The sequence below is a fragment of the Bacillus sp. LJBS17 genome (assembly GCF_019334685.1).
In the GTDB taxonomy this organism is placed as follows: domain Bacteria; phylum Bacillota; class Bacilli; order Bacillales; family Bacillaceae; genus Bacillus; species Bacillus subtilis.
Map to the genome: position 1 here is coordinate 2,023,907 of NZ_CP079759.1, position 24,323 is coordinate 2,048,229.

At 41.1% G+C, this 24,323-nt stretch carries 29 protein-coding genes; 19 read left to right on the forward strand and 10 right to left on the reverse strand.

What is annotated here, in order from left to right:
- Positions 1-130 precede the first annotated feature (130 nt).
- From tkt to KXZ66_RS10410, 3 genes are all read left to right on the forward strand, one after another.
- On the forward strand, positions 131-2,134 hold the full coding sequence (gene tkt / locus KXZ66_RS10400; RefSeq protein WP_003231593.1) for a transketolase: 2,004 nt from the start codon (positions 131-133) through the stop codon (positions 2,132-2,134).
- A gap of 152 nt (positions 2,135-2,286) precedes the next feature.
- A complete protein-coding gene (sirA, locus tag KXZ66_RS10405; protein ID WP_003231591.1) occupies positions 2,287-2,733 on the forward strand; it encodes a sporulation inhibitor of replication protein SirA in 447 nt (148 codons plus the stop codon).
- Between the two features lie 85 nt (positions 2,734-2,818).
- Positions 2,819-3,037 (forward strand): YneF family protein, encoded by a 219-nt coding sequence (locus KXZ66_RS10410; protein WP_003221221.1) that lies wholly within the window; start codon positions 2,819-2,821, stop codon positions 3,035-3,037.
- Positions 3,038-3,110: 73 nt separating this feature from the next.
- On the opposite strand, the gene ynzD is transcribed toward KXZ66_RS10410, so the two are convergent.
- Entirely contained in the window at positions 3,111-3,284 is a 174-nt protein-coding gene (ynzD, locus tag KXZ66_RS10415; RefSeq protein WP_010886518.1) for an aspartyl-phosphate phosphatase YnzD, read from the reverse strand.
- 219 nt (positions 3,285-3,503) lie between these two features.
- Between ynzD and ccdA the strand changes: the two genes are divergently transcribed.
- From ccdA to KXZ66_RS10430, 3 genes are all read left to right on the forward strand, one after another.
- Positions 3,504-4,211, forward strand: coding sequence for a cytochrome c-type biogenesis protein CcdA (ccdA, locus tag KXZ66_RS10420; protein WP_015383767.1), 708 nt, complete (start codon positions 3,504-3,506; stop codon positions 4,209-4,211).
- Between the two features lie 89 nt (positions 4,212-4,300).
- Complete coding sequence (locus KXZ66_RS10425) at positions 4,301-4,663, forward strand: response regulator (RefSeq protein ID WP_014476939.1); 363 nt, start codon at positions 4,301-4,303, stop codon at positions 4,661-4,663.
- Positions 4,664-4,741: 78 nt separating this feature from the next.
- Entirely contained in the window at positions 4,742-5,233 is a 492-nt protein-coding gene (locus KXZ66_RS10430) for a CcdC family protein (RefSeq protein ID WP_072174017.1), read from the forward strand.
- 30 nt (positions 5,234-5,263) lie between these two features.
- On the opposite strand, the gene yneK is transcribed toward KXZ66_RS10430, so the two are convergent.
- The 4 genes from yneK to sspO all read right to left on the reverse strand — a co-directional run bounded on the left by yneK (position 5,264) and on the right by sspO (position 6,724).
- A complete protein-coding gene (yneK, locus tag KXZ66_RS10435) occupies positions 5,264-5,692 on the reverse strand; it encodes a DynA interaction protein YneK (RefSeq protein ID WP_003231580.1) in 429 nt (142 codons plus the stop codon).
- Positions 5,693-5,926: 234 nt separating this feature from the next.
- Positions 5,927-6,319 (reverse strand): outer spore coat protein CotM, encoded by a 393-nt coding sequence (gene cotM, locus KXZ66_RS10440; protein ID WP_072174018.1) that lies wholly within the window; start codon positions 6,317-6,319, stop codon positions 5,927-5,929.
- 80 nt (positions 6,320-6,399) lie between these two features.
- Positions 6,400-6,546 carry a small acid-soluble spore protein P gene (locus KXZ66_RS10445; RefSeq protein WP_003221237.1) on the reverse strand — a complete coding sequence of 49 codons (147 nt, stop codon included), beginning with the start codon at positions 6,544-6,546 and terminating at the stop codon, positions 6,400-6,402.
- 31 nt (positions 6,547-6,577) lie between these two features.
- A complete protein-coding gene (sspO, locus tag KXZ66_RS10450; protein ID WP_003244839.1) occupies positions 6,578-6,724 on the reverse strand; it encodes a small acid-soluble spore protein SspO in 147 nt (48 codons plus the stop codon).
- Between the two features lie 227 nt (positions 6,725-6,951).
- Between sspO and acnA the strand changes: the two genes are divergently transcribed.
- The 7 genes from acnA to KXZ66_RS10485 all read left to right on the forward strand — a co-directional run bounded on the left by acnA (position 6,952) and on the right by KXZ66_RS10485 (position 11,786).
- Positions 6,952-9,681, forward strand: coding sequence for an aconitate hydratase AcnA (gene acnA / locus KXZ66_RS10455; protein ID WP_021479772.1), 2,730 nt, complete (start codon positions 6,952-6,954; stop codon positions 9,679-9,681).
- A 71-nt stretch (positions 9,682-9,752) separates the two neighbouring features.
- Positions 9,753-10,265, forward strand: a complete 513-nt coding sequence (locus tag KXZ66_RS10460) for a redoxin domain-containing protein (protein ID WP_041850783.1) — start codon at positions 9,753-9,755, stop codon at positions 10,263-10,265.
- An 80-nt stretch (positions 10,266-10,345) separates the two neighbouring features.
- Positions 10,346-10,471, forward strand: a complete 126-nt coding sequence (locus KXZ66_RS10465; protein ID WP_041851057.1) for an FbpB family small basic protein — start codon at positions 10,346-10,348, stop codon at positions 10,469-10,471.
- Positions 10,472-10,535: 64 nt separating this feature from the next.
- Positions 10,536-10,682: an acid-soluble spore protein SspN gene (gene sspN, locus KXZ66_RS10470; RefSeq protein ID WP_003231569.1), complete on the forward strand. Its 147-nt coding sequence runs from the start codon at positions 10,536-10,538 to the stop codon at positions 10,680-10,682.
- Positions 10,683-10,718: 36 nt separating this feature from the next.
- Positions 10,719-10,970, forward strand: coding sequence for a small acid-soluble spore protein Tlp (gene tlp / locus KXZ66_RS10475; protein WP_003231568.1), 252 nt, complete (start codon positions 10,719-10,721; stop codon positions 10,968-10,970).
- 84 nt (positions 10,971-11,054) lie between these two features.
- On the forward strand, positions 11,055-11,471 hold the full coding sequence (locus tag KXZ66_RS10480; RefSeq protein ID WP_017696516.1) for a YbgC/FadM family acyl-CoA thioesterase: 417 nt from the start codon (positions 11,055-11,057) through the stop codon (positions 11,469-11,471).
- A gap of 15 nt (positions 11,472-11,486) precedes the next feature.
- A complete protein-coding gene (locus KXZ66_RS10485; protein ID WP_024571429.1) occupies positions 11,487-11,786 on the forward strand; it encodes a hypothetical protein in 300 nt (99 codons plus the stop codon).
- Between the two features lie 30 nt (positions 11,787-11,816).
- On the opposite strand, the gene KXZ66_RS10490 is transcribed toward KXZ66_RS10485, so the two are convergent.
- On the reverse strand, positions 11,817-12,104 hold the full coding sequence (locus KXZ66_RS10490; protein ID WP_003231562.1) for a HesB/YadR/YfhF family protein: 288 nt from the start codon (positions 12,102-12,104) through the stop codon (positions 11,817-11,819).
- Positions 12,105-12,191: 87 nt separating this feature from the next.
- Positions 12,192-12,773: a glycerol-3-phosphate 1-O-acyltransferase PlsY gene (plsY, locus tag KXZ66_RS10495; protein WP_003231560.1), complete on the reverse strand. Its 582-nt coding sequence runs from the start codon at positions 12,771-12,773 to the stop codon at positions 12,192-12,194.
- A 169-nt stretch (positions 12,774-12,942) separates the two neighbouring features.
- Between plsY and KXZ66_RS10500 the strand changes: the two genes are divergently transcribed.
- The 3 genes from KXZ66_RS10500 to parC all read left to right on the forward strand — a co-directional run bounded on the left by KXZ66_RS10500 (position 12,943) and on the right by parC (position 18,140).
- Complete coding sequence (locus tag KXZ66_RS10500; RefSeq protein WP_003245606.1) at positions 12,943-13,350, forward strand: CoA-binding protein; 408 nt, start codon at positions 12,943-12,945, stop codon at positions 13,348-13,350.
- Positions 13,351-13,748: 398 nt separating this feature from the next.
- Entirely contained in the window at positions 13,749-15,716 is a 1,968-nt protein-coding gene (gene parE / locus KXZ66_RS10505; RefSeq protein WP_014479944.1) for a DNA topoisomerase IV subunit B, read from the forward strand.
- A gap of 3 nt (positions 15,717-15,719) precedes the next feature.
- A complete protein-coding gene (gene parC / locus KXZ66_RS10510) occupies positions 15,720-18,140 on the forward strand; it encodes a DNA topoisomerase IV subunit A (protein ID WP_014479945.1) in 2,421 nt (806 codons plus the stop codon).
- A 46-nt stretch (positions 18,141-18,186) separates the two neighbouring features.
- On the opposite strand, the gene KXZ66_RS22570 is transcribed toward parC, so the two are convergent.
- Together KXZ66_RS22570 and KXZ66_RS10515 are read right to left on the reverse strand one after the other, a co-directional pair.
- A complete protein-coding gene (locus KXZ66_RS22570) occupies positions 18,187-18,312 on the reverse strand; it encodes a hypothetical protein (protein WP_003231548.1) in 126 nt (41 codons plus the stop codon).
- Between the two features lie 25 nt (positions 18,313-18,337).
- Positions 18,338-18,691 (reverse strand): hypothetical protein, encoded by a 354-nt coding sequence (locus tag KXZ66_RS10515; RefSeq protein ID WP_014476950.1) that lies wholly within the window; start codon positions 18,689-18,691, stop codon positions 18,338-18,340.
- 509 nt (positions 18,692-19,200) lie between these two features.
- Between KXZ66_RS10515 and KXZ66_RS10520 the strand changes: the two genes are divergently transcribed.
- The 3 genes from KXZ66_RS10520 (at position 19,201) to KXZ66_RS10530 (ending at position 22,730) form a co-directional block, all read left to right on the forward strand.
- A complete protein-coding gene (locus KXZ66_RS10520; protein WP_021479777.1) occupies positions 19,201-20,598 on the forward strand; it encodes an alanine/glycine:cation symporter family protein in 1,398 nt (465 codons plus the stop codon).
- A 302-nt stretch (positions 20,599-20,900) separates the two neighbouring features.
- Positions 20,901-22,400, forward strand: a complete 1,500-nt coding sequence (gene eglS, locus KXZ66_RS10525) for an endo-1,4-beta-glucanase EglS (RefSeq protein ID WP_049140160.1) — start codon at positions 20,901-20,903, stop codon at positions 22,398-22,400.
- Positions 22,401-22,466: 66 nt separating this feature from the next.
- Positions 22,467-22,730 (forward strand): YnfE family protein, encoded by a 264-nt coding sequence (locus KXZ66_RS10530; protein WP_003231535.1) that lies wholly within the window; start codon positions 22,467-22,469, stop codon positions 22,728-22,730.
- Positions 22,731-22,989: 259 nt separating this feature from the next.
- On the opposite strand, the gene xynC is transcribed toward KXZ66_RS10530, so the two are convergent.
- Positions 22,990-24,258 (reverse strand): glucuronoarabinoxylan endo-1,4-beta-xylanase XynC, encoded by a 1,269-nt coding sequence (xynC, locus tag KXZ66_RS10535; protein WP_038827855.1) that lies wholly within the window; start codon positions 24,256-24,258, stop codon positions 22,990-22,992.
- Between the last annotated feature and the right edge of the window lie 65 nt (positions 24,259-24,323).

Sequence of the window (24,323 nt, forward strand, 5' to 3'; positions counted from 1 at the left end):
ATATACTATAATCAAAACTCTTATGTGACAAAATTCAACAAGTTTCTCTCAAATTTAAGCTGAAACAGTTGAGAAAAAGTCGTCAGACATTTATGATGTAAGGGTACAACACATAAGGAAGGGGATTTTTATGGATACAATTGAAAAGAAATCAGTTGCTACCATTCGCACACTGTCAATAGACGCTATTGAAAAAGCAAATTCTGGTCACCCAGGGATGCCGATGGGAGCCGCTCCAATGGCATACACGCTGTGGACAAAATTTATGAACGTAAGTCCGGCAAACCCTGGCTGGTTTAACCGTGACCGTTTTGTTTTATCTGCTGGACACGGGTCAGCACTATTATACAGCATGCTTCATTTAAGCGGGTTTGATCTTAGTATTGAAGATCTTAAGGGATTCCGCCAGTGGGGCAGCAAAACACCAGGACATCCGGAATTCGGACATACTGCCGGTGTTGATGCTACAACAGGTCCGCTTGGCCAAGGAATTGCCATGGCAGTCGGTATGGCAATTGCTGAACGCCATTTAGCGGAAACATACAACCGCGATTCATTTAACGTAGTCGATCATTATACATACAGTATTTGCGGTGATGGTGATTTAATGGAAGGTATTTCTTCTGAAGCCGCTTCACTCGCAGGCCATCTTCAGCTTGGCCGTCTGATCGTACTATACGATTCTAATGACATCTCTCTTGATGGAGACCTCGACCGTTCATTCTCTGAAAACGTGAAACAGCGTTTTGAAGCAATGAATTGGGAAGTTCTTTATGTTGAGGATGGAAACAATATTGAAGAATTAACAGCGGCTATCGAAAAAGCACGCCAAAATGAAAAGAAACCTACATTAATTGAAGTGAAAACGACAATCGGATTCGGTTCACCTAACCGTGCCGGTACATCCGGTGTTCACGGTGCGCCGCTTGGTAAAGAGGAAAGCAAATTAACAAAAGAAGCTTATGCGTGGACATATGAAGAAGACTTCTACGTTCCGTCAGAAGTTTATGAGCATTTCGCTGCAGCTGTTAAAGAATCAGGTGAGAAAAAAGAACAAGAATGGAATGCTCAATTCGCTAAATATAAAGAAGTTTATCCTGAACTTGCTGAACAGCTTGAACTGGCAATCAAAGGAGAGCTTCCGAAGGACTGGGATCAAGAGGTTCCTGTGTATGAAAAAGGAAGCAGCCTGGCATCCCGTGCATCTTCCGGTGAAGTTCTCAACGGACTTGCGAAAAAAATTCCTTTCTTTGTCGGAGGTTCTGCTGACCTAGCGGGATCGAACAAAACGACTATTAAAAATGCCGGTGATTTTACAGCGGTTGATTACTCAGGCAAAAACTTCTGGTTTGGTGTACGTGAATTTGCGATGGGTGCAGCCTTAAACGGTATGGCGCTTCATGGCGGTCTTCGTGTATTCGGCGGAACTTTCTTTGTCTTCTCTGATTACCTGCGTCCTGCGATTCGTCTTGCAGCGTTAATGGGCCTTCCTGTGACATATGTCTTCACACATGACAGTATTGCGGTTGGTGAAGACGGTCCGACGCACGAGCCTGTTGAACAGCTTGCTTCACTCCGTGCAATGCCTAACCTTTCTTTGATCCGTCCAGCAGACGGCAATGAGACAGCAGCAGCATGGAAGCTTGCAGTGCAAAGCACTGACCACCCAACAGCGCTAGTGCTTACACGTCAAAACCTTCCTACCATCGATCAAACATCTGAAGAAGCATTGGCAGGAGTAGAAAAAGGTGCATATGTCGTTTCTAAATCTAAAAACGAAACACCTGACGCTCTTCTCATCGCTTCCGGATCAGAGGTAGGTCTTGCAATTGAAGCGCAGGCTGAATTGGCAAAAGAAAATATCGATGTTTCTGTTGTCAGCATGCCTTCAATGGACCGTTTTGAGAAACAATCTGATGAATACAAAAACGAAGTCCTTCCTGCAGATGTGAAAAAACGTCTTGCAATTGAAATGGGCTCATCATTTGGATGGGGCAAATACACGGGGCTTGAAGGTGACGTTCTCGGCATAGACCGATTCGGTGCATCTGCTCCTGGTGAAACCATCATTAACGAATACGGCTTCTCAGTTCCGAACGTAGTGAATCGAGTTAAGGCATTAATCAATAAGTAAGCTTTTGAAAGAGGATGAGTCAAATCATCCTCTTTTTCTTGTTTATCCGACAAAAATAGTATTGGCTGTTTAACAGTAATAGACAATTCTTTCTTTTCTTTTTTTGTATAATAGAGAGCAAATGAAATGCTGCTGGAAAAGGGGATGAAAAGATGGAACGTCACTACTATACGTACCTGATCAAAGAGGAATTTGCCAATCACTATTTCGGCCGGGAATCGGTTATGTTTGAGCTGTTTCAAGACTATCATTGGACAAGCCTTGAAAAGCAGCAGTATGAAATGACAGAGAAACAGATTCAATATATTACACAACCAATCCCGATTTTACATATGCATCAGCGGTTAAAAATGAATTTAAACAAGACGGATTACAGGCAGCTGGATTATATTTATAGAATAGCTTTGCCGAAAGCAAAAGGCCACGCGACGTTTATGATGAAGGAGCACATGATAGAAATTGTGGCTTCGGGAGATTACGAGGCAGAAACGATATTCTTTGAAGTGTTAAGAAAAGTAAGCCCTTGCTTTTTAGCAATGGATTTCAATTCGAAGCGTTACGGATGGCTAAATCCAGTGAAAGAAAGAAATTTTGTCTAAAACCGAAGAAAAAGAGATGTAAATGTTGTATAATAGCTTTTGGTTTAGTACACTTTAAACTAGACAACATGAAGGAGGAAATAAAATGACTTTATGGGTTGGCATCCTAGTGGGCGTTGTTGCATTGCTCATAGGTGTTGCACTCGGGTTTTTTATTGCTCGTAAATATATGATGAGCTACCTGAAAAAGAATCCGCCTATTAATGAACAAATGTTACGCATGATGATGATGCAAATGGGAATGAAACCTTCTCAAAAGAAAATCAATCAAATGATGAAAGCCATGAATAATCAAACGAAATAATACGTAAAGATTATGATATAGAGAAACATGGTTATAAAATAAAAAACCCTTATACGGGTTTTTTATTTTGCAATCATTCATCACCCGCTACTGCTCGAAGGCGCTGCTTTTGATATTGTATGAGAAGATGGTCAAGCTCCTGACTGAGCTCTATCGTAATATGAGATGTCATTCCGTTCGCCATGACAATTTGCAGCAGCTCTGCTCTTTTTTTTTCAATTTCTTTTAATAGATGCTCTCTAATCACAGGGATGTATCCTTTCATACATTAGATCTTCAAAGTGAATGTTTATATTATATCCATATTTATACTAATTTTCAAATGAGAAGGAGTATAATGTCTCAATGTCAAATTAAATTATATAAGTTTTTTCTGAAAATAGAAATCCTTCAAGTGAAAGTGTTAAAAAAATGAAATGATTTTGTCATAACTTGAAGGAATGTCAAATCATGAAGGGATGATGACATGGGAGACGTGAATTATTTTTTGACATTCGGTGCGGGATTTTTATCCTTTATTTCGCCTTGCTGCCTGCCGCTTTACCCAGCTTTTTTGTCATATATTACAGGGGTCAGCATGGACGATGTAAAAACAGAAAAGCTGCTGCTGCAGAAAAGAAGCCTGTTTCATACTTTGTGTTTTTTGCTTGGCTTTTCAGTCATTTTTATTGCTTTAGGCTATGGAACATCTTTTATTGGCAGCCTGTTTAGGGATTATCACGATGCGATTCGGCAAATTGGCGCGTTGCTTATTATTTTGTTCGGTTTCATTACACTCGGTGTGTTTCGGCCTGAGGCTATGATGAAAGAGCGGAGAATCCATTTTAAGCATAAACCAAGCGGGTTTTTAGGGTCGGTCTTAATCGGAATGGCATTTGCAGCTGGATGGACACCATGTACCGGTCCGATATTAGGTGCTGTTATCACACTTGCAGGCACCAATCCGGGTTCAGCGGTGCCATACATGATGTTATATGTACTCGGTTTTGCGGTACCGTTTCTTTTATTGTCTTTTTTTATCACAAAGCTGAAGTGGATAAGGAAGAACCAGCTTTTCATTATGAAAGCTGGCGGCGTTTTGATGATTGTGATTGGTGTGCTGTTATTCTTTAATTGGATGAGCCTGATCATTATTTTGCTGTCAGATCTTTTTGGAGGCTTTACTGGTTTTTGACGGTAAATTACTTTCGTACTACTAATAATCCTTTTGTTTTTTGGTACAATAAGACTATTATCTGTGGAAATCGATTGTTGGAGGGGAATATGACAAGAGTTTTAGTTGTAGACGACGCCAAGTTCATGAGAGTGAAAATCAGAGAGATCTTGGAAGATGCAAATTACATAATCGCAGGCGAAGCGGCGGACGGTGAACAAGCAGCGGACCTGTATAAAAAACTGCGACCGGACCTTGTGACAATGGATATTACAATGCCGGTGAAAAACGGCATAAAAGCGCTTCGTGATATCTTAACCTTTGATCCTAAAGCGAAGGTCATCATGTGCACCGCCATGCGCCAGCAAAGAATTGTAACGGAAGCAATTGAGCTGGGGGCAAAGGATTTTATTGTTAAGCCGTTTGAGGAAACAAAAGTGCTGGAAGCTGTAAGCCGCGTTATGGGACATTAAAGTCATTTCTTTTCAAAATGGTTTTTTTTATTGTTTTGGAGTATAGTATATAGTATCAACACTCCGAGAAACAAAGGAATGATAAGTATGATGATTATAGTTTCATCGATTATTGCTGTGTTAATGGCTGTAGCTGTGATGGTGGTCAGAATAAAGTCCTCTGACAAGCCTGTTTCACCAAAAAAAATCATTCTTCCGCCGATTTTTATGAGTACGGGAGCGTTAATGTTTTTATTTCCGGTATTTTGGGTAACTGGTGCAGAGTTTTTGGAAGCATTCACTTTAGGTGTGATTTTCTCTATTTTTCTAATCAAAACTTCTAAGTTCGAAATTAAAAATAATGAAATTTACATGAAACGCTCTAAAGCATTTGTTTTTATATTAGTCGGTCTTTTGGTGATCAGAATCGTGATGAAATCCATCTTGAGCACATCAATCGATTATGGTGCACTGAGCGGAATGTTTTGGATTCTGGCTTTCGGTATGATTGTGCCTTGGAGAATCGCCATGTATTTATCATATCGAAAACTTCATAACGAGCTGCAGTCAGCTAATATTCAAATGAATTAAAAAACCTTTCCTCTTGTCAGGAAAGGTTTTTTATTTGAGAAGGGTCTGATAAGGTTCCAAATCGATTTTTTTGTCCCGCAGATGCCTTTTTAAGAAGGTATGGTCTCTTTTAGGAGTTGCGAGAATATAGCCTTTGATCATAAGTTGCTGATCAATCTTTGCTACCTTTTCTTTTAATGCAAGCTCACCGATTTTGCCTGCGATTTTGGCTTTTGCTGCATCTCTGAACAGTTCTGGCACCGGCGCAGTCAATTCATCTAGAAACTGTTTGTTTTCATCGTTCCATAAATGTCTGCTGTTTTCAATATAGTAATCCTGCCAATCAAGCTCTGATCTGCCGTCCTCTTTTGGTAAACGCTTTAAAAACTTTCGAAACATGAAAAAACCGCCGATTGATAATAAGACTACCATCATGATCACCCAAAACAGAATAAACCATAAAAACCATCCTTCCAGCATCAATCATTCCCCCTTATTCTAACCATATTGTATACGAAGAGAGATTAGAAGAACACAGTAAAAAAAGAATAGAAAAAAGTGATAGACGTCTAGTCAAAAGAGATAGTAGATCATATTCTATTGTATAGTGAATCTGCTATTTGGCCATGGGAGAGTCACTAGAGGGTATTTGACGATAAATGGACGGAAAAAAAAGTCACTTTCATAATAGGGGATGAAAGTGACTTTTTATGTTTAGCTGAGAGGAAATTGAAGAGAAAAAGAAGAGCCATCTTCTGTTTCTTTATTGACGGCGACTGTGAGTATTTGATTTTCGCATTCGGCTTGAATTGTTTTGTCATTAAAATAAAAAGGAAGCATCATTTGTTTTTCAAAAGTCTGTCCTGACGATTTGACAGTTAAGATGAACTCGCATCCAGAAAGGGTAACTGTTACTTGTGTAGGCTGTAAAAAAGTCAGATCCGCTTCTATAATATACTGCTGACTAGTTTCATATAAATCAATAGGCAATGTTTCGTCGTACCAGGCGAAGGGGTCTTCAAAAAATTGCCGAAGCCATTCATCCATACTATCGAAATCATTTGCATCGTTGCGTTTTGAATGGTCCATGGAAGCATTCCTCCACATATCAACCTTGCTTAACATCATATGCGGTGGATTATAAATGGGTGAACGCATAAAAAAACAGACACTAAGGTCTGCTTTTCTTACATATCATGGCTTGAGTTGTGCTTTTGTCTTGTATGGTTTCGGTTCTTTACCTTTTTGCTTCCGCTTAGAGGCTCAGGTTGGCCGGGATTGTGTCCTTTGGGGGCGTTTTTATGCATATCTTTACTTGTATTCTTATTGGTCATAAAATGAGAACCTCCTTAAAAGAGTTCGGTGTTATTGATTGGTTTTTCTTTTTTTGTTATTTTGGCGTTCTGCTTCAGTCAGTACAAGCTGGTCGTTTTCAATATAGCCGGCGCCTTTGCCTTGGCTTTTTGCGTCATTCATTCCGTTAATGACGTGATTCGCTTTTCTTTTGACCATCATTATCACCTCAATCATAATATGGCTCCTTTTATTGTGTTATATGAGAGAGCGTAAACAGTAAAAATTACCGGTACATTTTTCTCATAAGCCGAACTTATTGTATTTAATAAAAACATTGATATTTACTTATGTATGATTTTGTTTTAATATGAAATTGTGAGAAAATTGTGATGGAATGTAATGTTCATCTGAGAATGATCTGATCTGAAGGGGGATTTTGGAGAATGGCAAACGAGCAAAAAACTGCAGCAAAAGACGTTTTCCAAGCGAGAAAAACGTTTACTACAAATGGGAAAACATATCATTACTACTCTTTAAAAGCGTTAGAAGATTCAGGTATAGGAAAGGTTTCGAAGCTTCCTTATTCCATCAAAGTTCTTTTAGAATCAGTATTGCGTCAAGTTGACGGCTTCGTTATCAAAAAAGAACACGTGGAAAATTTGGCAAAATGGGGAACTGCCGAATTAAAGGATATCGACGTTCCGTTCAAACCGTCTCGTGTTATTTTACAAGACTTCACAGGGGTTCCGGCAGTAGTAGATCTGGCTTCACTGCGTAAAGCAATGGCAGCTGTCGGCGGAGATCCTGATAAAATCAACCCTGAAATTCCTGTTGATCTCGTTATCGACCACTCTGTACAGGTAGATAAAGCTGGTACAGAAGATGCATTAGCAGTAAATATGGACTTGGAATTCGAAAGAAATGCAGAGCGCTACAAATTTTTAAGCTGGGCAAAGAAAGCGTTTAACAATTATCAGGCAGTGCCGCCTGCAACAGGTATTGTGCACCAGGTCAACCTTGAGTTCTTGGCAAGTGTTGTCCATGCCATTGAAGAAGACGGCGAGCTTGTAACGTATCCTGATACGCTTGTCGGAACAGACTCACACACAACAATGATTAACGGTATCGGTGTTCTCGGCTGGGGTGTCGGTGGAATTGAAGCTGAAGCGGGAATGCTTGGACAGCCTTCTTACTTCCCAGTTCCAGAGGTAATCGGCGCGAAACTTGTCGGCAAGCTTCCAAACGGAACAACAGCTACTGACTTGGCGTTAAAAGTAACACAAGTGCTGCGTGAAAAAGGCGTTGTCGGTAAATTTGTTGAATTCTTCGGACCGGGAATTGCTGAACTGCCGCTTGCAGATCGCGCAACAATTGCGAATATGGCTCCGGAATACGGTGCTACATGCGGATTCTTCCCAGTAGATGAAGAAGCGCTTAACTACCTGCGCCTGACTGGCCGTGATCCTGAACATATTGATGTTGTTGAAGCATACTGCAGAAGCAATGGCTTGTTCTACACTCCAGATGCGGAAGACCCTCAATTTACTGATGTGGTTGAAATTGACCTGTCTCAAATTGAAGCAAACTTATCGGGTCCAAAGCGTCCTCAGGATTTGATCCCGCTATCTGCTATGCAGGAAACGTTTAAAAAGCACTTAGTCAGCCCTGCAGGTAACCAAGGATTCGGTTTAAATGCTGAGGAAGAAAATAAAGAAATTAAGTTTAAACTCCTTAACGGTGAAGAAACAGTTATGAAAACGGGTGCGATCGCCATTGCTGCGATTACAAGCTGTACAAATACATCAAACCCATACGTTCTGATCGGCGCCGGACTGGTAGCGAAAAAAGCGGTTGAGTTAGGGCTTAAGGTGCCTAATTACGTGAAAACGTCACTTGCACCGGGTTCTAAAGTTGTTACAGGATATCTTGTGAATTCAGGCCTTCTTCCATACATGAAAGAGCTTGGCTTTAACCTCGTTGGGTACGGCTGTACAACATGTATCGGGAACTCAGGTCCGCTTTCACCGGAAATTGAAGAAGCGGTTGCGAAAAATGATCTTCTGATTACGTCTGTCCTTTCCGGAAACCGTAACTTTGAAGGACGTATTCACCCGCTTGTTAAAGGCAACTATCTTGCTTCACCGCCGCTTGTTGTGGCATATGCGCTGGCTGGAACGGTAAACATTAACTTGAAAACCGATCCAATTGGTGTGGGCAAGGATGGTCAAAACGTATACTTTAATGATATTTGGCCGTCAATGGACGAAATCAATGCACTTGTTAAGCAAACTGTTACGCCAGAGCTATTCCGCAAAGAGTATGAAACAGTATTTGATGACAACAAGCGCTGGAACGAAATTGAAACAACAGATGAAGCTTTATATAAATGGGATAGCGAGTCAACTTACATTCAAAATCCGCCATTCTTCGAAGAAATGTCTGTTGAGCCAGGCAAGGTTGAACCATTAAAAGGTTTGCGTGTTGTCGGTAAATTCGGCGATTCAGTCACAACTGACCATATTTCTCCTGCGGGGGCAATCGGAAAAGATACGCCTGCCGGAAAGTACTTGCAAGAAAAAGGTGTTTCTCCTCGTGACTTTAACTCCTACGGTTCCCGCCGCGGAAACCATGAAGTCATGATGAGAGGAACATTTGCAAACATTCGCATCAAAAACCAAATTGCACCGGGTACAGAAGGCGGATTTACAACGTACTGGCCGACTGGTGAAGTAACATCCATCTATGATGCGTGCATGAAATACAAAGAAGATAAAACTGGTCTTGTTGTATTAGCAGGAAAAGACTATGGTATGGGATCTTCACGTGACTGGGCTGCAAAAGGAACAAACCTTCTCGGCATCAGAACGGTCATTGCAGAGAGCTTCGAAAGAATTCACAGAAGCAACCTTGTATTCATGGGTGTGCTGCCGCTTCAGTTTAAACAAGGTGAAAATGCGGATACACTCGGCTTAACGGGTAAAGAAGTCATTGAGGTAGATGTTGATGAAACGGTTCGTCCTCGTGACCTTGTGACTGTAAGAGCAATCAATGAAGACGGCAATGTAACAACTTTTGAAGCAGTCGTCCGCTTTGATAGTGAAGTTGAAATTGATTACTACCGCCATGGCGGCATCCTTCAAATGGTGCTTCGTGAAAAAATGAAGCAGTCCTGATGAATCAATAGGAAGAGAAGGCATTTCGCTTTCTCTTCTTTTTATGACACAATGTGCTGCGGAGGTGGCATATGCTGAAAAAATGGCTCGCAGGGATCCTGCTTATCATGCTTGCCGGTTATACGGGATGGAATTTATATCAAACATACAGCAAAAAAGAAGTCGGAATTCAAGTGGGGAAACAAGCACCTGATTTTTCTTTGAAAACGCTGTCAGGAGAGAAAAGCTCTTTACAGGATGCAAAAGGCAAAAAAGTGCTGCTCAATTTTTGGGCAACTTGGTGTAAGCCGTGCCGTCAGGAAATGCCTGCGATGGAAAAGTTGCAAAAAGAATACGCCGACAAACTTGCGGTTGTTGCGGTAAATTTCACTTCAGCTGAGAAAAGTGAGAAACAGGTCCGAGCGTTTGCTGATACGTATGATTTAACGTTCCCAATTCTGATTGATAAAAAAGGGATCAATGCTGACTATAACGTGATGTCATATCCAACGACATATATCTTAGATGAAAAAGGTGTTATCCAAGACATACACGTTGGCACCATGACAAAAAAAGAAATGGAACAAAAACTGGATCTTGATTAGATTCAGTTTTTTTTATGCTCAGATATGCTTACAAGTTTTCAGAATTGGAAAAAATAAAAGAATATGCGGAGGTGAAAAGCGTGAAGAAGATGAGAAAACGTTCTTTTCATGAGCTCGTCATGGAAAACAAAAAAGAGCTGATGACCAATACAGAGTTTTTAAATCAGCTTGAGGAAAAGCTTGAACAGCGATTTAAGCAAAAATAACCTTTAATTTGTATTCATGTTTACCCCTCCTTTTGAGAAACCTATCTGTTGAGGAGGGATAAACATGGGAAACAACAAGAAAAACGGTCAGCCTCAATATGCTCCAAGCCACTTGGGTACAAAGCCTGTAAAATATAAAGCCAATAAAGGGGAAAAAATGCATGATACTTCAGGTCAGCGGCCGATCATCATGCAGACAAAAGGCGAGTAGCGAAAAATCGAGTTTATTTCTAGGAGGTACATCCGAATGACAAAGAACCAAAATCAATATCAGCAGCCTAATCCTGATGATCGCTCTGACAATGTGGAAAAATTGCAGGATATGGTTCAAAATACAATTGAAAATATAGAAGAAGCAGAAGCATCAATGGAGTTTGCTTCAGGAGAAGATAAACAGCGTATCAAAGAAAAAAATGCAAGACGCGAACAGAGCATTGAAGCGTTTCGTAATGAAATACAGGACGAATCTGCAGCGAGACAGAACGGATACCGTTCTTAAAAAACCAGGGAAACCTGGTTTTTTTCTTTCTGATTTGATTATGGTAAAATGGGGCTAAATTGACGTTAAGGGAGCAGAGTAATCTTGCATGTATCAAAAAAAGAAATAGAAGTGCGTTATGCAGAAACAGATCAAATGGGAATTGTCTATCACGCAAATTATCTTGTGTGGATGGAGGTCGGCAGAACGGCCTTAATTAAGGACTTAGGCTTTTTATATAGTGATATGGAAAAAAGAGGCGTTCTGTCCCCAGTCGTTGATATCAACATTTCCTATAAAAAGCCGCTTCATTACGGAGAAACCGCGGTTGTACATACATGGATAGAGGAATATAACGGCTTTAAAACCGTCTATGGTTATCACATTTATAATCCGGCCGGTGAGCTTTCCATCAAAGCCACCTCATCTCATATTTGTGTGGATAAAGAAAGCTTTAAGCCAATTCAATTCCGCAAAGCTTTTCCTGATTGGCACACAGCATATGAAAAGGCCAAAAAATAGGGAAGTGAACGGGATATGGCGTTTGGTGTGAAACGGGAGGAACTTAACCGGTGGAAACAAGCAGTGAAAAGAGGAGAAATCGCATTTTTAACACATTACTGGCTGGATGACCGATTTCCAGAAGCAAGGACTGTGACAAAAGCCGGCTGTGCAGACATTGATAAGCTGGTTCAGTGGGGAGCGGCGTACGGGTTAAAAAAAGAATGGATCCATAAGAAAAGTGAATTTCCTCACTTTGATCTGCTGGGTGAAACACAAAAATATATTTTGGAACAAGAAAACCTAACCGATCATCTTATACGATTTCATTTGTAAAAAAAGAACGCACATCATGTGCGTTCTTTTTTATTGGTATTCAAAAACCGGTTCATCAGCGTCTTCTGAATAGCTGACGAGAAGGTCGTGGTTATCAAAGTACCATAAATCACTTTCTTCAATAAAGAAGGTAATGCCGTCAGCTTCTGCAGTGACTCCAGCCTCTTGTGGGGCATCTTTCGCTACACCGAGAGAAAAACCCTTTTGAACGTTGCTGCAGCCTCCATAGCGCACGAAAAAGCGAACCTGGTCTCCGCTTTCCAAATCGAGTTCTTCTTTATACCAGTTCAATGCGTCTTCGTTAATTGTCATATTCATAACAGAACACCCCTTTGTTCTTCATTTGAATTTTCTCTATTATAAACGTATTAGGCTATTCTGTGTCAAAAGAGAAGTTTTTTAAGCTTATAACCATTTTACTTTAGGTTCTGTTTTATTGATAATTCGTTTAATGTTCGCTCGGTGTCTGTATATGACAAAAATAGTGAGCAGGGTAACGACAATCAATAAATACGTATCATGGACAAAGAAACTATATATAACAGTATAGATCCCTGTTAACATCGATGAGAGAGAAACAAATTTAGTCAAGTATAAAAAGATGAAGAATACCGCAACCATCGTGATAAATAACAGGGGTGCGTAAAACAGCAAAACGCCTCCTGATGTCGCCACGGCTTTACCGCCTTTAAATTTGGCGAAGATGGGAAACACGTGGCCTAAAACAGCAAAGACTCCTGCAAGAAGCGGGTGAATATCAACATGCATGAGAAAAGGCAATGCAGTTGCCAGTGTCCCTTTCAAAATATCTCCGGCTATGACAACCGAACCAGCTTTTACACCCAATGTACGGAATGCATTGGTAGCGCCTAAGTTGCCGCTTCCGTGCTCCCGAATATCAATTCCCTTGGCAAGCTTGCCCACAATTAAGCCAGATGGAATGCTGCCTATCAAGTAGGCCAAAATAATCAATAAAGCAATTAACATCTACATTTCTCCTTTTTCAAATTCCCTTCTTTTTATTTTAACATGAGATGTCATGATCTGATGATAAGTTTTTTTGTAAAGTTTGCTTACAAATCCAATCAAACATGCATCATATTTTGATTTCTCCTGTTTTGATCGTGTAAAATAAGTGGAAAAGGAGTGACATACGATGCAAAACCCTTCTAAAGCGGAAATTAAAGAGATTCTTCAAAGAAGCAAACGTATAGCCGTAGTAGGGCTTTCAGACCGTCCGGATAGAACGTCACATATGGTTTCAAAAGCAATGCAGGACGCGGGTTATGAAATTATCCCTGTGAACCCGACAATTGATGAGGCGCTAGGTGTCAAAGCCGTTTCATCTTTAAAAGAGATTGACGGTCCGATTGACATCGTAAATGTATTCCGGCGCTCAGAACAGCTTCCTGGAGTGGCGGAAGAGTTTTTAGAGACAGATGCGCCAGTATTTTGGGCACAGCAAGGGCTAGTTAATGAGGAAGCATACCAGATGCTAAAAGAAAAAGGCAGAACGGTTATCATGGATCTGTGCATAAAAGTGGCACACGCTGTAACAAAATAGGTGCAGAACTGCAAAAATCCTTGTAAATTCAAGGATTTTTGCTTTTTAATTTTAAGATATTGTTTGCGTATTACGGTGAAACAGATACAATAAAGCTTGAACAGCTTTTTTTGAATACCTTGTCCAGCTGGGTTTGGCCGTTCGATTTGCGAAGGTCTGCTGCTTTATATATAATAAACAAACATACGTTCTCATAGTGTGAAAACAGCACTAGCCGATGTTTTGAGAAGAACTGATTCGTTAGCTCTATGTTGCGATTGCAAACATATTGGTTATAATGAAGAGTCCAAGGCAGTACTGGCTCGAGGCGAGGTTTATAAAAAATATCTTATATACAAATGATGTGTAACACTGAAAAAGAGAAAGACAATGTTAGTTTTTGAAAGGGGTTTGTACGTTTGGCTAGAAAACAGCAATTTGATTACAACGAAGATGCCATACAGGTGCTCGAAGGCCTTGAGGCTGTCAGGAAAAGGCCGGGTATGTATATTGGCTCTACTGACGCGCGGGGTTTGCACCACTTGGTTTATGAAATTGTAGATAACTCTGTCGACGAGGTGCTTGCCGGCCATGGAGATCACATAATCGTCAAAATACATAAAGACAATAGTATTTCTGTACAGGATAGAGGCCGCGGCATGCCGACCGGAATGCATAAGCTCGGCAAACCAACCCCTGAAGTGATTTTAACGGTGCTTCATGCCGGAGGAAAATTCGGCCAAGGCGGCTATAAGACAAGCGGTGGGCTCCACGGAGTTGGTGCATCAGTCGTGAATGCTTTATCTGAATGGCTGACGGTTACCATAGAGCGGGACGGTTTTGTCTATCAGCAGCGATTTGAAAATGGAGGAAAACCGGTTACATCTCTCGAAAAGATCGGCAAAACAAAAAAGACGGGAACTCTTACACACTTTAAGCCAGATCCAACGATGTTCAGCACAACCACTTATAATTTTGAAACGCTCTCTGAGCGCTTAAGAGAGTCTGCGTTTTTGTTAAAAGGATTGAAAATTGAGCTGATTGATGAACGCAATGACCAGCATGAGGTCTTTTATTATGAAAACGGCATAGAAGCGTTTGTTGCTTATTTAAATGAAGAAAAAGACGTCTTGTCTGAAGTGGTCTCGTTTGAGGGTGAGCATCATTCTATAGAAGTGGACTTTGCGTTCCAGTTTAACGATGGTTATTCTGAAAATATTTTGTCGTTTGTCAACAATGTCAGAACAAAAGACGGCGGGACGCATGAGTCAGGTGCAAAAACTGCGATGACGCGTGCTTTTAATGAATATGCACGAAAAGTGGCTTTGCTGAAAGAAAAGGATAAGAACCTTGAAGGCACCGATATAAGGGAAGGGCTTTCAGCCATTATTTCTGTCCGCATTCCTGAGGAGCTTCTTCAATTTGAGGGACAAACAAAAGGAAAGCTCGGTACCAGTGAAGCAAGATCAGCGGTTGATGCGATTGTTTCAGAGCAGCTTGCTTACTTTTTAGAGGAAAATCGGGACACCGCAACGCTTCTTGTCAAAAAAGCAATCAAGGCGAGTCAGGCGCGCGAAGCGGCACGCAAAGCCCGTGAAGAAGCAAGAAGCGGCAAAAAACGAAAAAAATCAGAAGCGACTTTAAGCGGAAAGCTGACGCCTGCGGGTTCAAGAAACCCGGCAAAAAATGAATTGTATCTCGTTGAGGGAGATTCAGCAGGCGGGTCAGCCAAACAGGGAAGAGACCGCAGATTCCAAGCGGTTCTGCCTTTACGCGGTAAAGTTATTAATACAGAAAAAGCTAAGCTTGCTGATATCTTTAAAAATGAAGAGATCAATACGATCATTCATGCGATCGGCGGGGGAGTCGGAGCAGATTTCTCAATCGATGACATCAACTACGACAAAATCATCATTATGACCGATGCCGATACTGACGGCGCCCATATTCAAGTGCTGCTTCTTACCTTTTTCTATCGCTATATGAAACCGCTCATTGAGCATGGCAAGGTGTTCATTGCGCTGCCACCTTTATATAAGGTCAGTAAAGGAAGCGGGAAGAAGGAAATCATTGAATATGCATGGTCTGATGAAGAGATGGGTGATGTCCTGAAAAAAGTCGGCAAAGGCTATACCATTCAACGATATAAGGGTCTTGGAGAGATGAACGCAGACCAGCTGTGGGAAACGACGATGAATCCGGAGTCCCGCACACTTGTTAGGGTCAAAATTGACGATGCGGCACGTGTAGAGAGACGTGTGACGACGTTAATGGGAGACAAAGTAGAGCCGCGCAGAAAGTGGATTGAGAAAAACGTCGCTTTCGGCTTAGATGAAGAAAGCAATATTTTAGAAAATGAAAACTTATCGGTCGCTGAGGAGGTTTAATGATTGTCACAGCCAGAATTATTTCATGATTTACCATTAGAAGAGGTGATCGGCGACCGTTTTGGACGCTACAGTAAATATATTATTCAAGACAGGGCGCTGCCCGATGCGAGAGACGGATTAAAGCCGGTACAGCGCAGAATTCTGTATGCAATGCATACAGATGGAAATACGTTTGATAAAAACTTCAGAAAAGCGGCCAAAACGGTCGGTAACGTCATCGGTAACTATCATCCGCACGGTGACAGCTCGGTTTATGAAGCAATGGTGCGGATGAGCCAGGATTGGAAAGTTCGTAATGTGTTAATCGAAATGCATGGAAACAATGGAAGCATCGACGGAGATCCCCCGGCAGCCATGCGTTATACAGAGGCACGATTATCTCCGATAGCATCTGAGCTTCTTCGGGATATTGACAAAAACACGGTTGAATTTGTGCCGAACTTCGATGATACAAGCAAGGAGCCTGTCGTACTCCCGGCGATGTTTCCTAACCTATTGGTCAACGGATCTACCGGGATTTCAGCAGGATACGCGACCGACATTCCCCCTCATCATCTGGGAGAAGTCATTGATGCTGTCATTAAGCGTATTCAAATGCCATCTTGCTCTGTTGATGAACTTATGGAAGTCATTAAAGGGCCTGATTTTCCGACAGGCGGTATTATTCAGGGCGTTGACGGGATAAGAAAAGCTTACGAAACCGGAAAAGGAAAAATCATTATCCGCGGAAAGGCTGAAATTGAAACAATCAGAGGCGGACGAGAACAAATTGTCATTACTGAAATTCCATTTGAAGTAAATAAAGCAAACCTTGTAAAAAAAATGGACGAGTTCCGTATTGATAAAAAGGTTGAAGGCATCTCAGAGGTTCGTGATGAAACGGATCGAACAGGGCTGAGAGTGGTCATTGAACTGAAAAAAGAAGCTGATGCCAAAGGCATTTTGAATTTCTTATACAAAAATACTGATTTGCAGATCACATATAACTTCAATATGGTGGCTATCCATAACCGCCGTCCGATGCTGATGAGCCTGCCGTCTATTTTGGATGCATATATCGGACACCAAAAGGAAGTTGTCACAAACCGGTCTGTTTACGAGCTTCAAAAAGCAAAAGACAGACATCATATCGTAGAAGGGCTCATGAAAGCTTTGTCTATTTTGGATGAAGTGATTGCAACAATCCGTTCTTCTAGCGATAAACGTGACGCTAAAAACAATTTGATCGCGAAATATGAATTTACGGAGCCTCAGGCTGAAGCCATCGTGTCATTGCAGCTATATCGTTTAACCAATACAGATATTACAGCGCTTAAGGAAGAGGCAGAAGAGCTTGGTAAAAAAATTGAAGAGCTCGAATCTATTCTGAGCAATGATAAAAAACTGCTAAAAGTGATTACAAACAGCTTAAAAGCACTGAAAAAGAAATATGCAGATACGAGACGCTCCGTGATTGAAGAAAAAATTGAGGAAATTAAAATCAATCTCGAAGTCATGGTTGCATCTGAGGATGTATATGTAACCGTTACGAAGGATGGTTACCTAAAACGGACGAGCCAGCGCTCATTTGCCGCTTCCAACGGACAGGACTTCGGAATGAAAGATACGGACAGGATGCTGCATCAGTTTGAAATGAATACGACAGACGTGCTGCTGCTCTTTACGAACAAAGGAAGCTACATCTATTGTCCTGTTCACCAGCTGCCTGATATCAGATGGAAGGACATGGGCCAGCATTTTTCAAATCTGATCACTATTGACCGTGATGAAACGATTGTAAAGGCCATACCGATAAAAGAATTTGATCCGTCGGCATATCTTCTATTCTTTACGAAAAACGGCATGGTGAAAAAGACAGAGCTCACCCATTATAAAGCACAGCGTTATTCTAAGGCGCTTGTGGCCTTAAATCTGAAGGGTGAAGATGAACTGATTGATGTACATGTAACAAATGGGGAAAGCCAGATCTTTATGGCCACTCACTTAGGGTACGGTCTATGGTTTGGAGAAGACGAAGTGAATGTAGTTGGCGCGCGTGCGGCAGGTGTCAAAGGGATTAACTTAAAAGAGGATGACTTTGTTGTCTCCGGTGAGATCCTTCAACAATCTGATTCAATTGTCTTGTTCACACAGCGGGGAGCGGTAAAACGCATGAGTCTTTCTGAGTTCGAGAAGACATCCCGCGCAAAACGCGGTGTCGTAATGCTAAGGGAACTGAAAAAGAATCCACACCGAGTTGTAGCACTGTTCGCTTGCGGTCTTGAACAGCGACTAATGGCAGAAACAGAAAAAGGCGACAGAAAAGAACTGCAGGCAAAAGAGTTGCGGACAAACGACAGATACAGCAATGGCTCTTTCTTTTTTGATGAAGAGGAATCAGGTAAGGTTACAGCTGTTTGGCGCCTTCATACAGAACAATAATAAAAAACCCGCTCATACTATATGAGCGGGTTTCGTTTGTTTTTTATCAGCTTTCATGGTTGGTGAATAGATCTGTTACCGCATGAATGACTTCAATTCCCTGCCATACAAATAAATTTAGCGCTGTGAAAGAGAATAAGCCTAAAATCACCATTCTTAAGATAAACAACATGTTAAACAGCCTCCTCATATTTTCGTTACATAATCGGGTGATGTTGAACATGAAGTTTGCCGAAATAAGACGATTGATAAAATTTGGCTAGTATAAAGCTTTTTTTCCGCTGACGTCTGCGGGAGTATCCCGTACTTTTGCTTTCAGCGGTCAACAGCAGAACAGCCATTGCCCATAAAGCGGTCAGTGTAAATGCCCCTGTGATGGATTTCTTCTCATCATCAGCATTTTGGCCGGCTTTCATCTCATGCATTTCCTGCTGGTCGGCTACGGCTTTATAATGATGACCGATATCAAAGGCGTGGGGAATTGAGAGCAAATGAAAACTGGCAATCGCCAAGAATAAGATGGATGCTTTCAATATCGTTACTTTTTTCAAATGATCTCCCCCTCCTTTAATATTACTGAATATTTTTATAATAATACCCCAATCCATCCTAAAAGTAAACCTGATTTATTAAATTTAAAAATAAATTTCACTTTGTTAAGTATATATCTTTTTACTTATCTTTGAAAGAGAAACATTCTTTTTTTAGTGTATGTATACCCGATTTATGTTGTGAATAAAAGCATATTTTAGATGATATGTTTGTTGTTTAGGGTTTATTACTTTATTTAAGAGCTAAATCATAGGGAAGGCAAGAGAATGGGAAGAAATCATTACATTGTTAATAGGGCACTCTTAATTAAATGCCAGCTTGCAAGGAATGTTTTTATTCGTAGGAAAATAATAGAGAAGGGATCAACAGAGTAACATCTGGATATGACAATATTCTTCTCGAAAAAACTTCCTAATTCGTCATATTGTGATATAATAAAACTCGTTATGTTAAAAAATCTAACATCAAAATCGAATTCGTATTGAATTGATGAAAACGGGAGGTAAATATGGAGTCTTTTTTCAATAGTTTGATTAATATTCCAAGTGATTTCATCTGGAAATACCTATTTTATATTTTAATAGGGCTTGGATTATTTTTTACCATACGTTTTGGTTTTATCCAATTCCGTTATTTTATTGAAATGTTCAGAATAGTAGGGGAGAAGCCGGAAGGAAATAAAGGTGTTTCATCTATGCAGGCATTCTTTATTTCGGCCGCATCCCGAGTCGGCACAGGGAATTTGACTGGTGTAGCCTTAGCAATTGCGACAGGCGGACCAGGCGCTGTATTTTGGATGTGGGTAGTGGCTGCAGTAGGTATGGCTTCAAGCTTTGTTGAGAGTACGTTAGCGCAGCTTTATAAGGTGAGAGACGGGGAGGATTTCCGCGGAGGGCCGGCCTACTATATTCAAAAGGGTCTTGGTGCCAGATGGCTTGGCATCGTTTTTGCAATCTTAATTACCGTCTCATTCGGCTTGATTTTTAACGCTGTTCAAACAAATACAATTGCTGGAGCATTGGATGGTGCATTCCATGTGAATAAAATAGTTGTAGCCATAGTTCTGGCGGTTTTAACTGCGTTTATCATTTTCGGCGGTTTAAAACGTGTTGTCGCTGTTTCACAGCTAATTGTGCCGGTTATGGCAGGCATTTATATTCTTATCGCTTTATTTGTTGTCATCACGAATATTACGGCTTTCCCTGGCGTTATCGCTACAATTGTTAAAAATGCTTTAGGTTTTGAACAAGTCGTCGGCGGCGGAATAGGCGGCATCATCGTTATCGGTGCGCAGCGCGGACTGTTTTCAAACGAAGCAGGAATGGGGAGCGCACCAAACGCGGCTGCGACGGCTCATGTATCCCACCCGGCAAAGCAAGGCTTTATTCAAACATTAGGTGTATTTTTCGATACATTTATCATATGTACGTCCACAGCATTTATTATTTTGCTGTACAGTGTAACACCAAAAGGCGACGGCATCCAAGTAACACAGGCTGCTCTTAACCATCATATTGGAGGCTGGGCGCCGACTTTCATCGCAGTCGCAATGTTCTTGTTTGCATTCAGTTCAGTTGTCGGCAACTATTATTATGGCGAGACAAACATTGAATTTATTAAAACAAGCAAAACATGGCTGAACATTTACCGTATCGCTGTAATTGCTATGGTTGTGTATGGATCTTTATCAGGCTTCCAAATCGTTTGGGATATGGCGGACCTCTTTATGGGTATCATGGCGCTGATCAACTTAATTGTGATTACGCTGCTGTCAAACGTTGCTTACAAAGTGTATAAAGATTACGCGAAACAGCGTAAGCAAGGACTTGATCCTGTGTTTAAAGCGAAAAACATCCCAGGGCTGAAAAACGCTGAAACATGGGAAGATGAGAAACAAGAAGCATAATATAAATATAAAACAAAGCTGCATTCAATAGTTGAATGCAGCTTTTTCATTATTGGAAATAAATTTAATTTTTCGACTCGAATGAAAAATGACGTGTAAAGTCCCAATTCAGTCCAGTTTTCTTTGTTCTATATGTGTCATGTGTGTCTTATTCAATGGAGATAGAGTAAATTGACAGGCTTTTAAACCTCCCAAAAACAAGAAATTAGGTTGATAGACAATCATGAGAAAGATTTTTACAATGAGTTCGTGCTCATAAGAAGTGGAGAGCCAAAATGATGCGAAGGAGGAAAAGATCAGATATGAAACGGTCAATCTCGATTTTTATTACGTGTTTATTGATTACGTTATTGACAATGGGCGGCATGCTGGCTTCGCCGGCATCAGCAGCAGGGACAAAAACGCCAGTAGCCAAGAATGGCCAGCTTAGCATAAAAGGTACACAGCTCGTTAACCGAGACGGTAAAGCGGTACAGCTGAAGGGGATCAGTTCACACGGATTGCAATGGTATGGAGAATATGTCAATAAAGACAGCTTAAAATGGCTGAGGGACGATTGGGGTATCACCGTTTTCCGTGCAGCGATGTATACGGCAGATGGCGGTTACATTGACAACCCGTCCGTGAAAAATAAAGTAAAAGAAGCGGTTGAAGCGGCAAAAGAGCTTGGGATATATGTCATCATTGACTGGCATATCTTAAATGACGGTAATCCAAACCAAAATAAAGAGAAGGCAAAAGAATTCTTCAAGGAAATGTCAAGTCTTTACGGTAACACGCCAAACGTCATTTATGAAATTGCAAACGAACCAAACGGTGATGTGAACTGGAAGCGTGATATTAAACCGTATGCGGAAGAAGTGATTTCCGTTATCCGCAAAAATGATCCAGACAACATCATCATTGTCGGAACCGGTACATGGAGCCAGGATGTGAATGATGCAGCCGATGACCAGCTAAAAGATGCAAACGTTATGTACGCACTTCATTTTTATGCCGGCACACACGGCCAGTTTTTACGGGATAAAGCAAACTATGCACTCAGCAAAGGAGCGCCTATTTTTGTGACAGAATGGGGGACAAGTGATGCTTCCGGAAATGGCGGTGTATTCCTTGATCAATCGCGGGAATGGCTGAAATATCTCGATAGCAAGACCATTAGCTGGGTGAACTGGAATCTTTCTGATAAGCAGGAATCATCCTCAGCTTTAAAGCCGGGGGCATCTAAAACAGGCGGCTGGCAGTTGTCAGATTTATCTGCTTCAGGAACATTCGTTAGAGAAAACATTCTCGGCACCAAAGATTCGACGAAGGACATTCCTGAAACGCCAGCAAAAGATAAACCCACACAGGAAAACGGTATTTCTGTACAATACAGAGCAGGGGATGGGAGTATGAACAGCAACCAAATCCGTCCGCAGCTTCAAATAAAAAATAACGGCAATACCACGGTTGATTTAAAAGATGTCACTGCCCGTTACTGGTATAAAGCGAAAAACAAAGGCCAAAACTTTGACTGTGACTACGCGCAGATTGGATGCGGCAATGTGACACACAAGTTTGTGACGTTGCATAAACCAAAGCAAGGTGCAGATACCTATCTGGAACTTGGGTTTAAAAACGGAACGCTGGCACCGGGAGCAAGCACAGGGAATATTCAGCTCCGTCTTCACAATGATGACTGGAGCAATTATGCACAAAGCGGCGATTATTCCTTTTTCAAATCAAATACGTTTAAAACAACGAAAAAAATCACATTATATGATCAAGGAAAACTGATTTGGGGAACAGAACCAAATTAGTTAAGCTTTTTTTGGCGGACATCAGTAACGATGTCCGTTTTTATCATCTAATAGGAGGTTTGCGTTGTGGATGAAATACTGAAACAGTATATGGTGCTGTACAAAAAAATGAGTAATATGATAAATGGTCCGGACTATCCAGGTAAGGAAAAAGATATCCAGCATCAAAAAGATCAGATCGAAGTTTACGAAAAACAGCTGCAGCAAGGATTTTCTACAGATTATGACTATGATGTGTTTGCTGATTCTGTTATCAAATGCGCATATGGCGATATGACGCTGGAGGATTTAGAAGCCGTTTATTATGGATTGACAACGCCATTTTTTTGATTTGTCATTCAGCAGAAAAATTTTAATTTCTGTCTCACTAACTTAAGTATACTTTTATATTGAGACAGGAATTTATTTATTTTCTTTACTTCCTAGAATATATATTATGTAAACTAGAAAAGATGAAGATTAAAGCTTTGCTGTTTTTATGTACATCCTTTCTTCTTCCTGTAATTCAGCAACAAAATAAAAAAGCGATTTCCCAATCGGAAAAATCGCCAATTCAGACACTCTATTATTTTTGTGTGTCTTTGTGCTCTTAACGATTTACAACAAATGTTGTTACGCTTTGAGCTGGAAGATGGGCCCAAAAATGATTGCCTGATACAGTGAGATTCGTTCCAGGTTGTAGATTGCTGCTGCTGCTCGTGATCCATCTAGATACGTTTGAAGCAGATCCATTCTGCAAAACAAAGTTTTGGTTGACTCCTGTGTTGCTTTTATTGATGGCAACAATAACGACCTTGTTGTCACCTTTATAGGCTGACACGTAAACGTTCGCATTAGGGTTTTTCGTTGCATCAATCCTTACATAGCCGGGACGCACAAACTTTGAGAAATGAGCCATATTGTAGCCGCGTTTGCTGATCGTACCATCTTCTTTCATAGGTCCATATGATCTTCGGATGTACCACCATACATAAGCTTGAAAGTCCCCCTCTACCATCGCATTGTGAATATGCTGTGAAACATCCAATGCCTCAGGCCATCGATCCGCCGAGTTGTTATCACTGTTTGGATAGTATACTTCCGTCATCCAAAGGTCCTTCCCCGCTCCTTTTTGTTTGAAAAGAGGATAAGGGAATTGGCTGACCTGGGTGCCGTACAGGTGAGTTCCGAGAATATCCATATTGGCAAGAGCCTGCGGATCGTTCAAGATCGGGTCCGACAAATTCTTTAAGTATTGAAAAGACTCAGGTGCAATGACGCGGGCATTGATCGAGCCGGCGTTTTCTCTCATAAAGCGAAGTATTTCTTGCGGCGTCCACCACGTCCACTCGTGAGCGTAATCAGGCTCGTTTTGGACCGAAATCGCATAAAGATTCACACCATTATTTTTCATGAAGGTAACAAAATCGTTAAGATGCTGCGCGTATGCGGCGTACTTATCGTATTTCAGCCGCTTAGCTGATGTGTCACCATTCCGATTGAAGGTCTCAACCATATCACTTGGAGGATTCCAGGGAGATGCAAAAACGATTGCCCCATGTTTGACCGCACTCTTGGCAGTCTCCACCTCTTTATACCAATTATTTCGATTTTCATCTACATGAATTCTTAAGATTGAAAATCCTAACTGGTTCTGTCCATTGCCAAAAGCAGTTTCTCTTTGAGCTGCTGTAAGATCCCCAGCCCAAGCCGGATGGTTCATCCCTCCAAAACCGCGAATCACTTGTTTCTCTGCAGATACATTAACTGTTACATCACTGGCTGCCAAAACTTCAGTAGCGCCTGGCCCTAACATGACTGACAGCATAGTGAAACATACTAATAGTACACAAATTGTTTTTTTTATGCGTGGAATCATTTATTCCTCTCCTTCGTCATGTGTCTTTTACGGTATTAAAAAATCTGTATGGCATATCCATAATG

Bases quoted from the DNA above. Each gene is read 5' to 3' on its own strand.
- KXZ66_RS22570 (WP_003231548.1), bottom strand. From the start codon at position 18,312: ATGTTGTTTATCTTAAGAATGGTGATTTTAGGCTTATTCTCTTTCACA.
- KXZ66_RS10430 (WP_072174017.1), top strand. From the start codon at position 4,742: ATGATAAGTATGATGATTATAGTTTCATCGATTATTGCTGTGTTAATG.
- KXZ66_RS10485 (WP_024571429.1), top strand. From the start codon at position 11,487: ATGGCGTTTGGTGTGAAACGGGAGGAACTTAACCGGTGGAAACAAGCA.
- tlp (WP_003231568.1), top strand. From the start codon at position 10,719: ATGACAAAGAACCAAAATCAATATCAGCAGCCTAATCCTGATGATCGC.
- KXZ66_RS10460 (WP_041850783.1), top strand. From the start codon at position 9,753: ATGCTGAAAAAATGGCTCGCAGGGATCCTGCTTATCATGCTTGCCGGT.
- acnA (WP_021479772.1), top strand. From the start codon at position 6,952: ATGGCAAACGAGCAAAAAACTGCAGCAAAAGACGTTTTCCAAGCGAGA.
- sspN (WP_003231569.1), top strand. From the start codon at position 10,536: ATGGGAAACAACAAGAAAAACGGTCAGCCTCAATATGCTCCAAGCCAC.
- yneK (WP_003231580.1), bottom strand. From the start codon at position 5,692: ATGCTGGAAGGATGGTTTTTATGGTTTATTCTGTTTTGGGTGATCATG.
- tkt (WP_003231593.1), top strand. From the start codon at position 131: ATGGATACAATTGAAAAGAAATCAGTTGCTACCATTCGCACACTGTCA.
- plsY (WP_003231560.1), bottom strand. From the start codon at position 12,773: ATGTTAATTGCTTTATTGATTATTTTGGCCTACTTGATAGGCAGCATT.
- cotM (WP_072174018.1), bottom strand. From the start codon at position 6,319: ATGTGGAGGAATGCTTCCATGGACCATTCAAAACGCAACGATGCAAAT.
- xynC (WP_038827855.1), bottom strand. From the start codon at position 24,258: ATGATTCCACGCATAAAAAAAACAATTTGTGTACTATTAGTATGTTTC.
- KXZ66_RS10500 (WP_003245606.1), top strand. From the start codon at position 12,943: ATGCAAAACCCTTCTAAAGCGGAAATTAAAGAGATTCTTCAAAGAAGC.
- ccdA (WP_015383767.1), top strand. From the start codon at position 3,504: ATGGGAGACGTGAATTATTTTTTGACATTCGGTGCGGGATTTTTATCC.
- KXZ66_RS10410 (WP_003221221.1), top strand. From the start codon at position 2,819: ATGACTTTATGGGTTGGCATCCTAGTGGGCGTTGTTGCATTGCTCATA.
- sirA (WP_003231591.1), top strand. From the start codon at position 2,287: ATGGAACGTCACTACTATACGTACCTGATCAAAGAGGAATTTGCCAAT.
- KXZ66_RS10490 (WP_003231562.1), bottom strand. From the start codon at position 12,104: ATGAATATGACAATTAACGAAGACGCATTGAACTGGTATAAAGAAGAA.
- KXZ66_RS10445 (WP_003221237.1), bottom strand. From the start codon at position 6,546: ATGACCAATAAGAATACAAGTAAAGATATGCATAAAAACGCCCCCAAA.
- sspO (WP_003244839.1), bottom strand. From the start codon at position 6,724: ATGGTCAAAAGAAAAGCGAATCACGTCATTAACGGAATGAATGACGCA.
- KXZ66_RS10520 (WP_021479777.1), top strand. From the start codon at position 19,201: ATGGAGTCTTTTTTCAATAGTTTGATTAATATTCCAAGTGATTTCATC.
- KXZ66_RS10425 (WP_014476939.1), top strand. From the start codon at position 4,301: ATGACAAGAGTTTTAGTTGTAGACGACGCCAAGTTCATGAGAGTGAAA.
- eglS (WP_049140160.1), top strand. From the start codon at position 20,901: ATGAAACGGTCAATCTCGATTTTTATTACGTGTTTATTGATTACGTTA.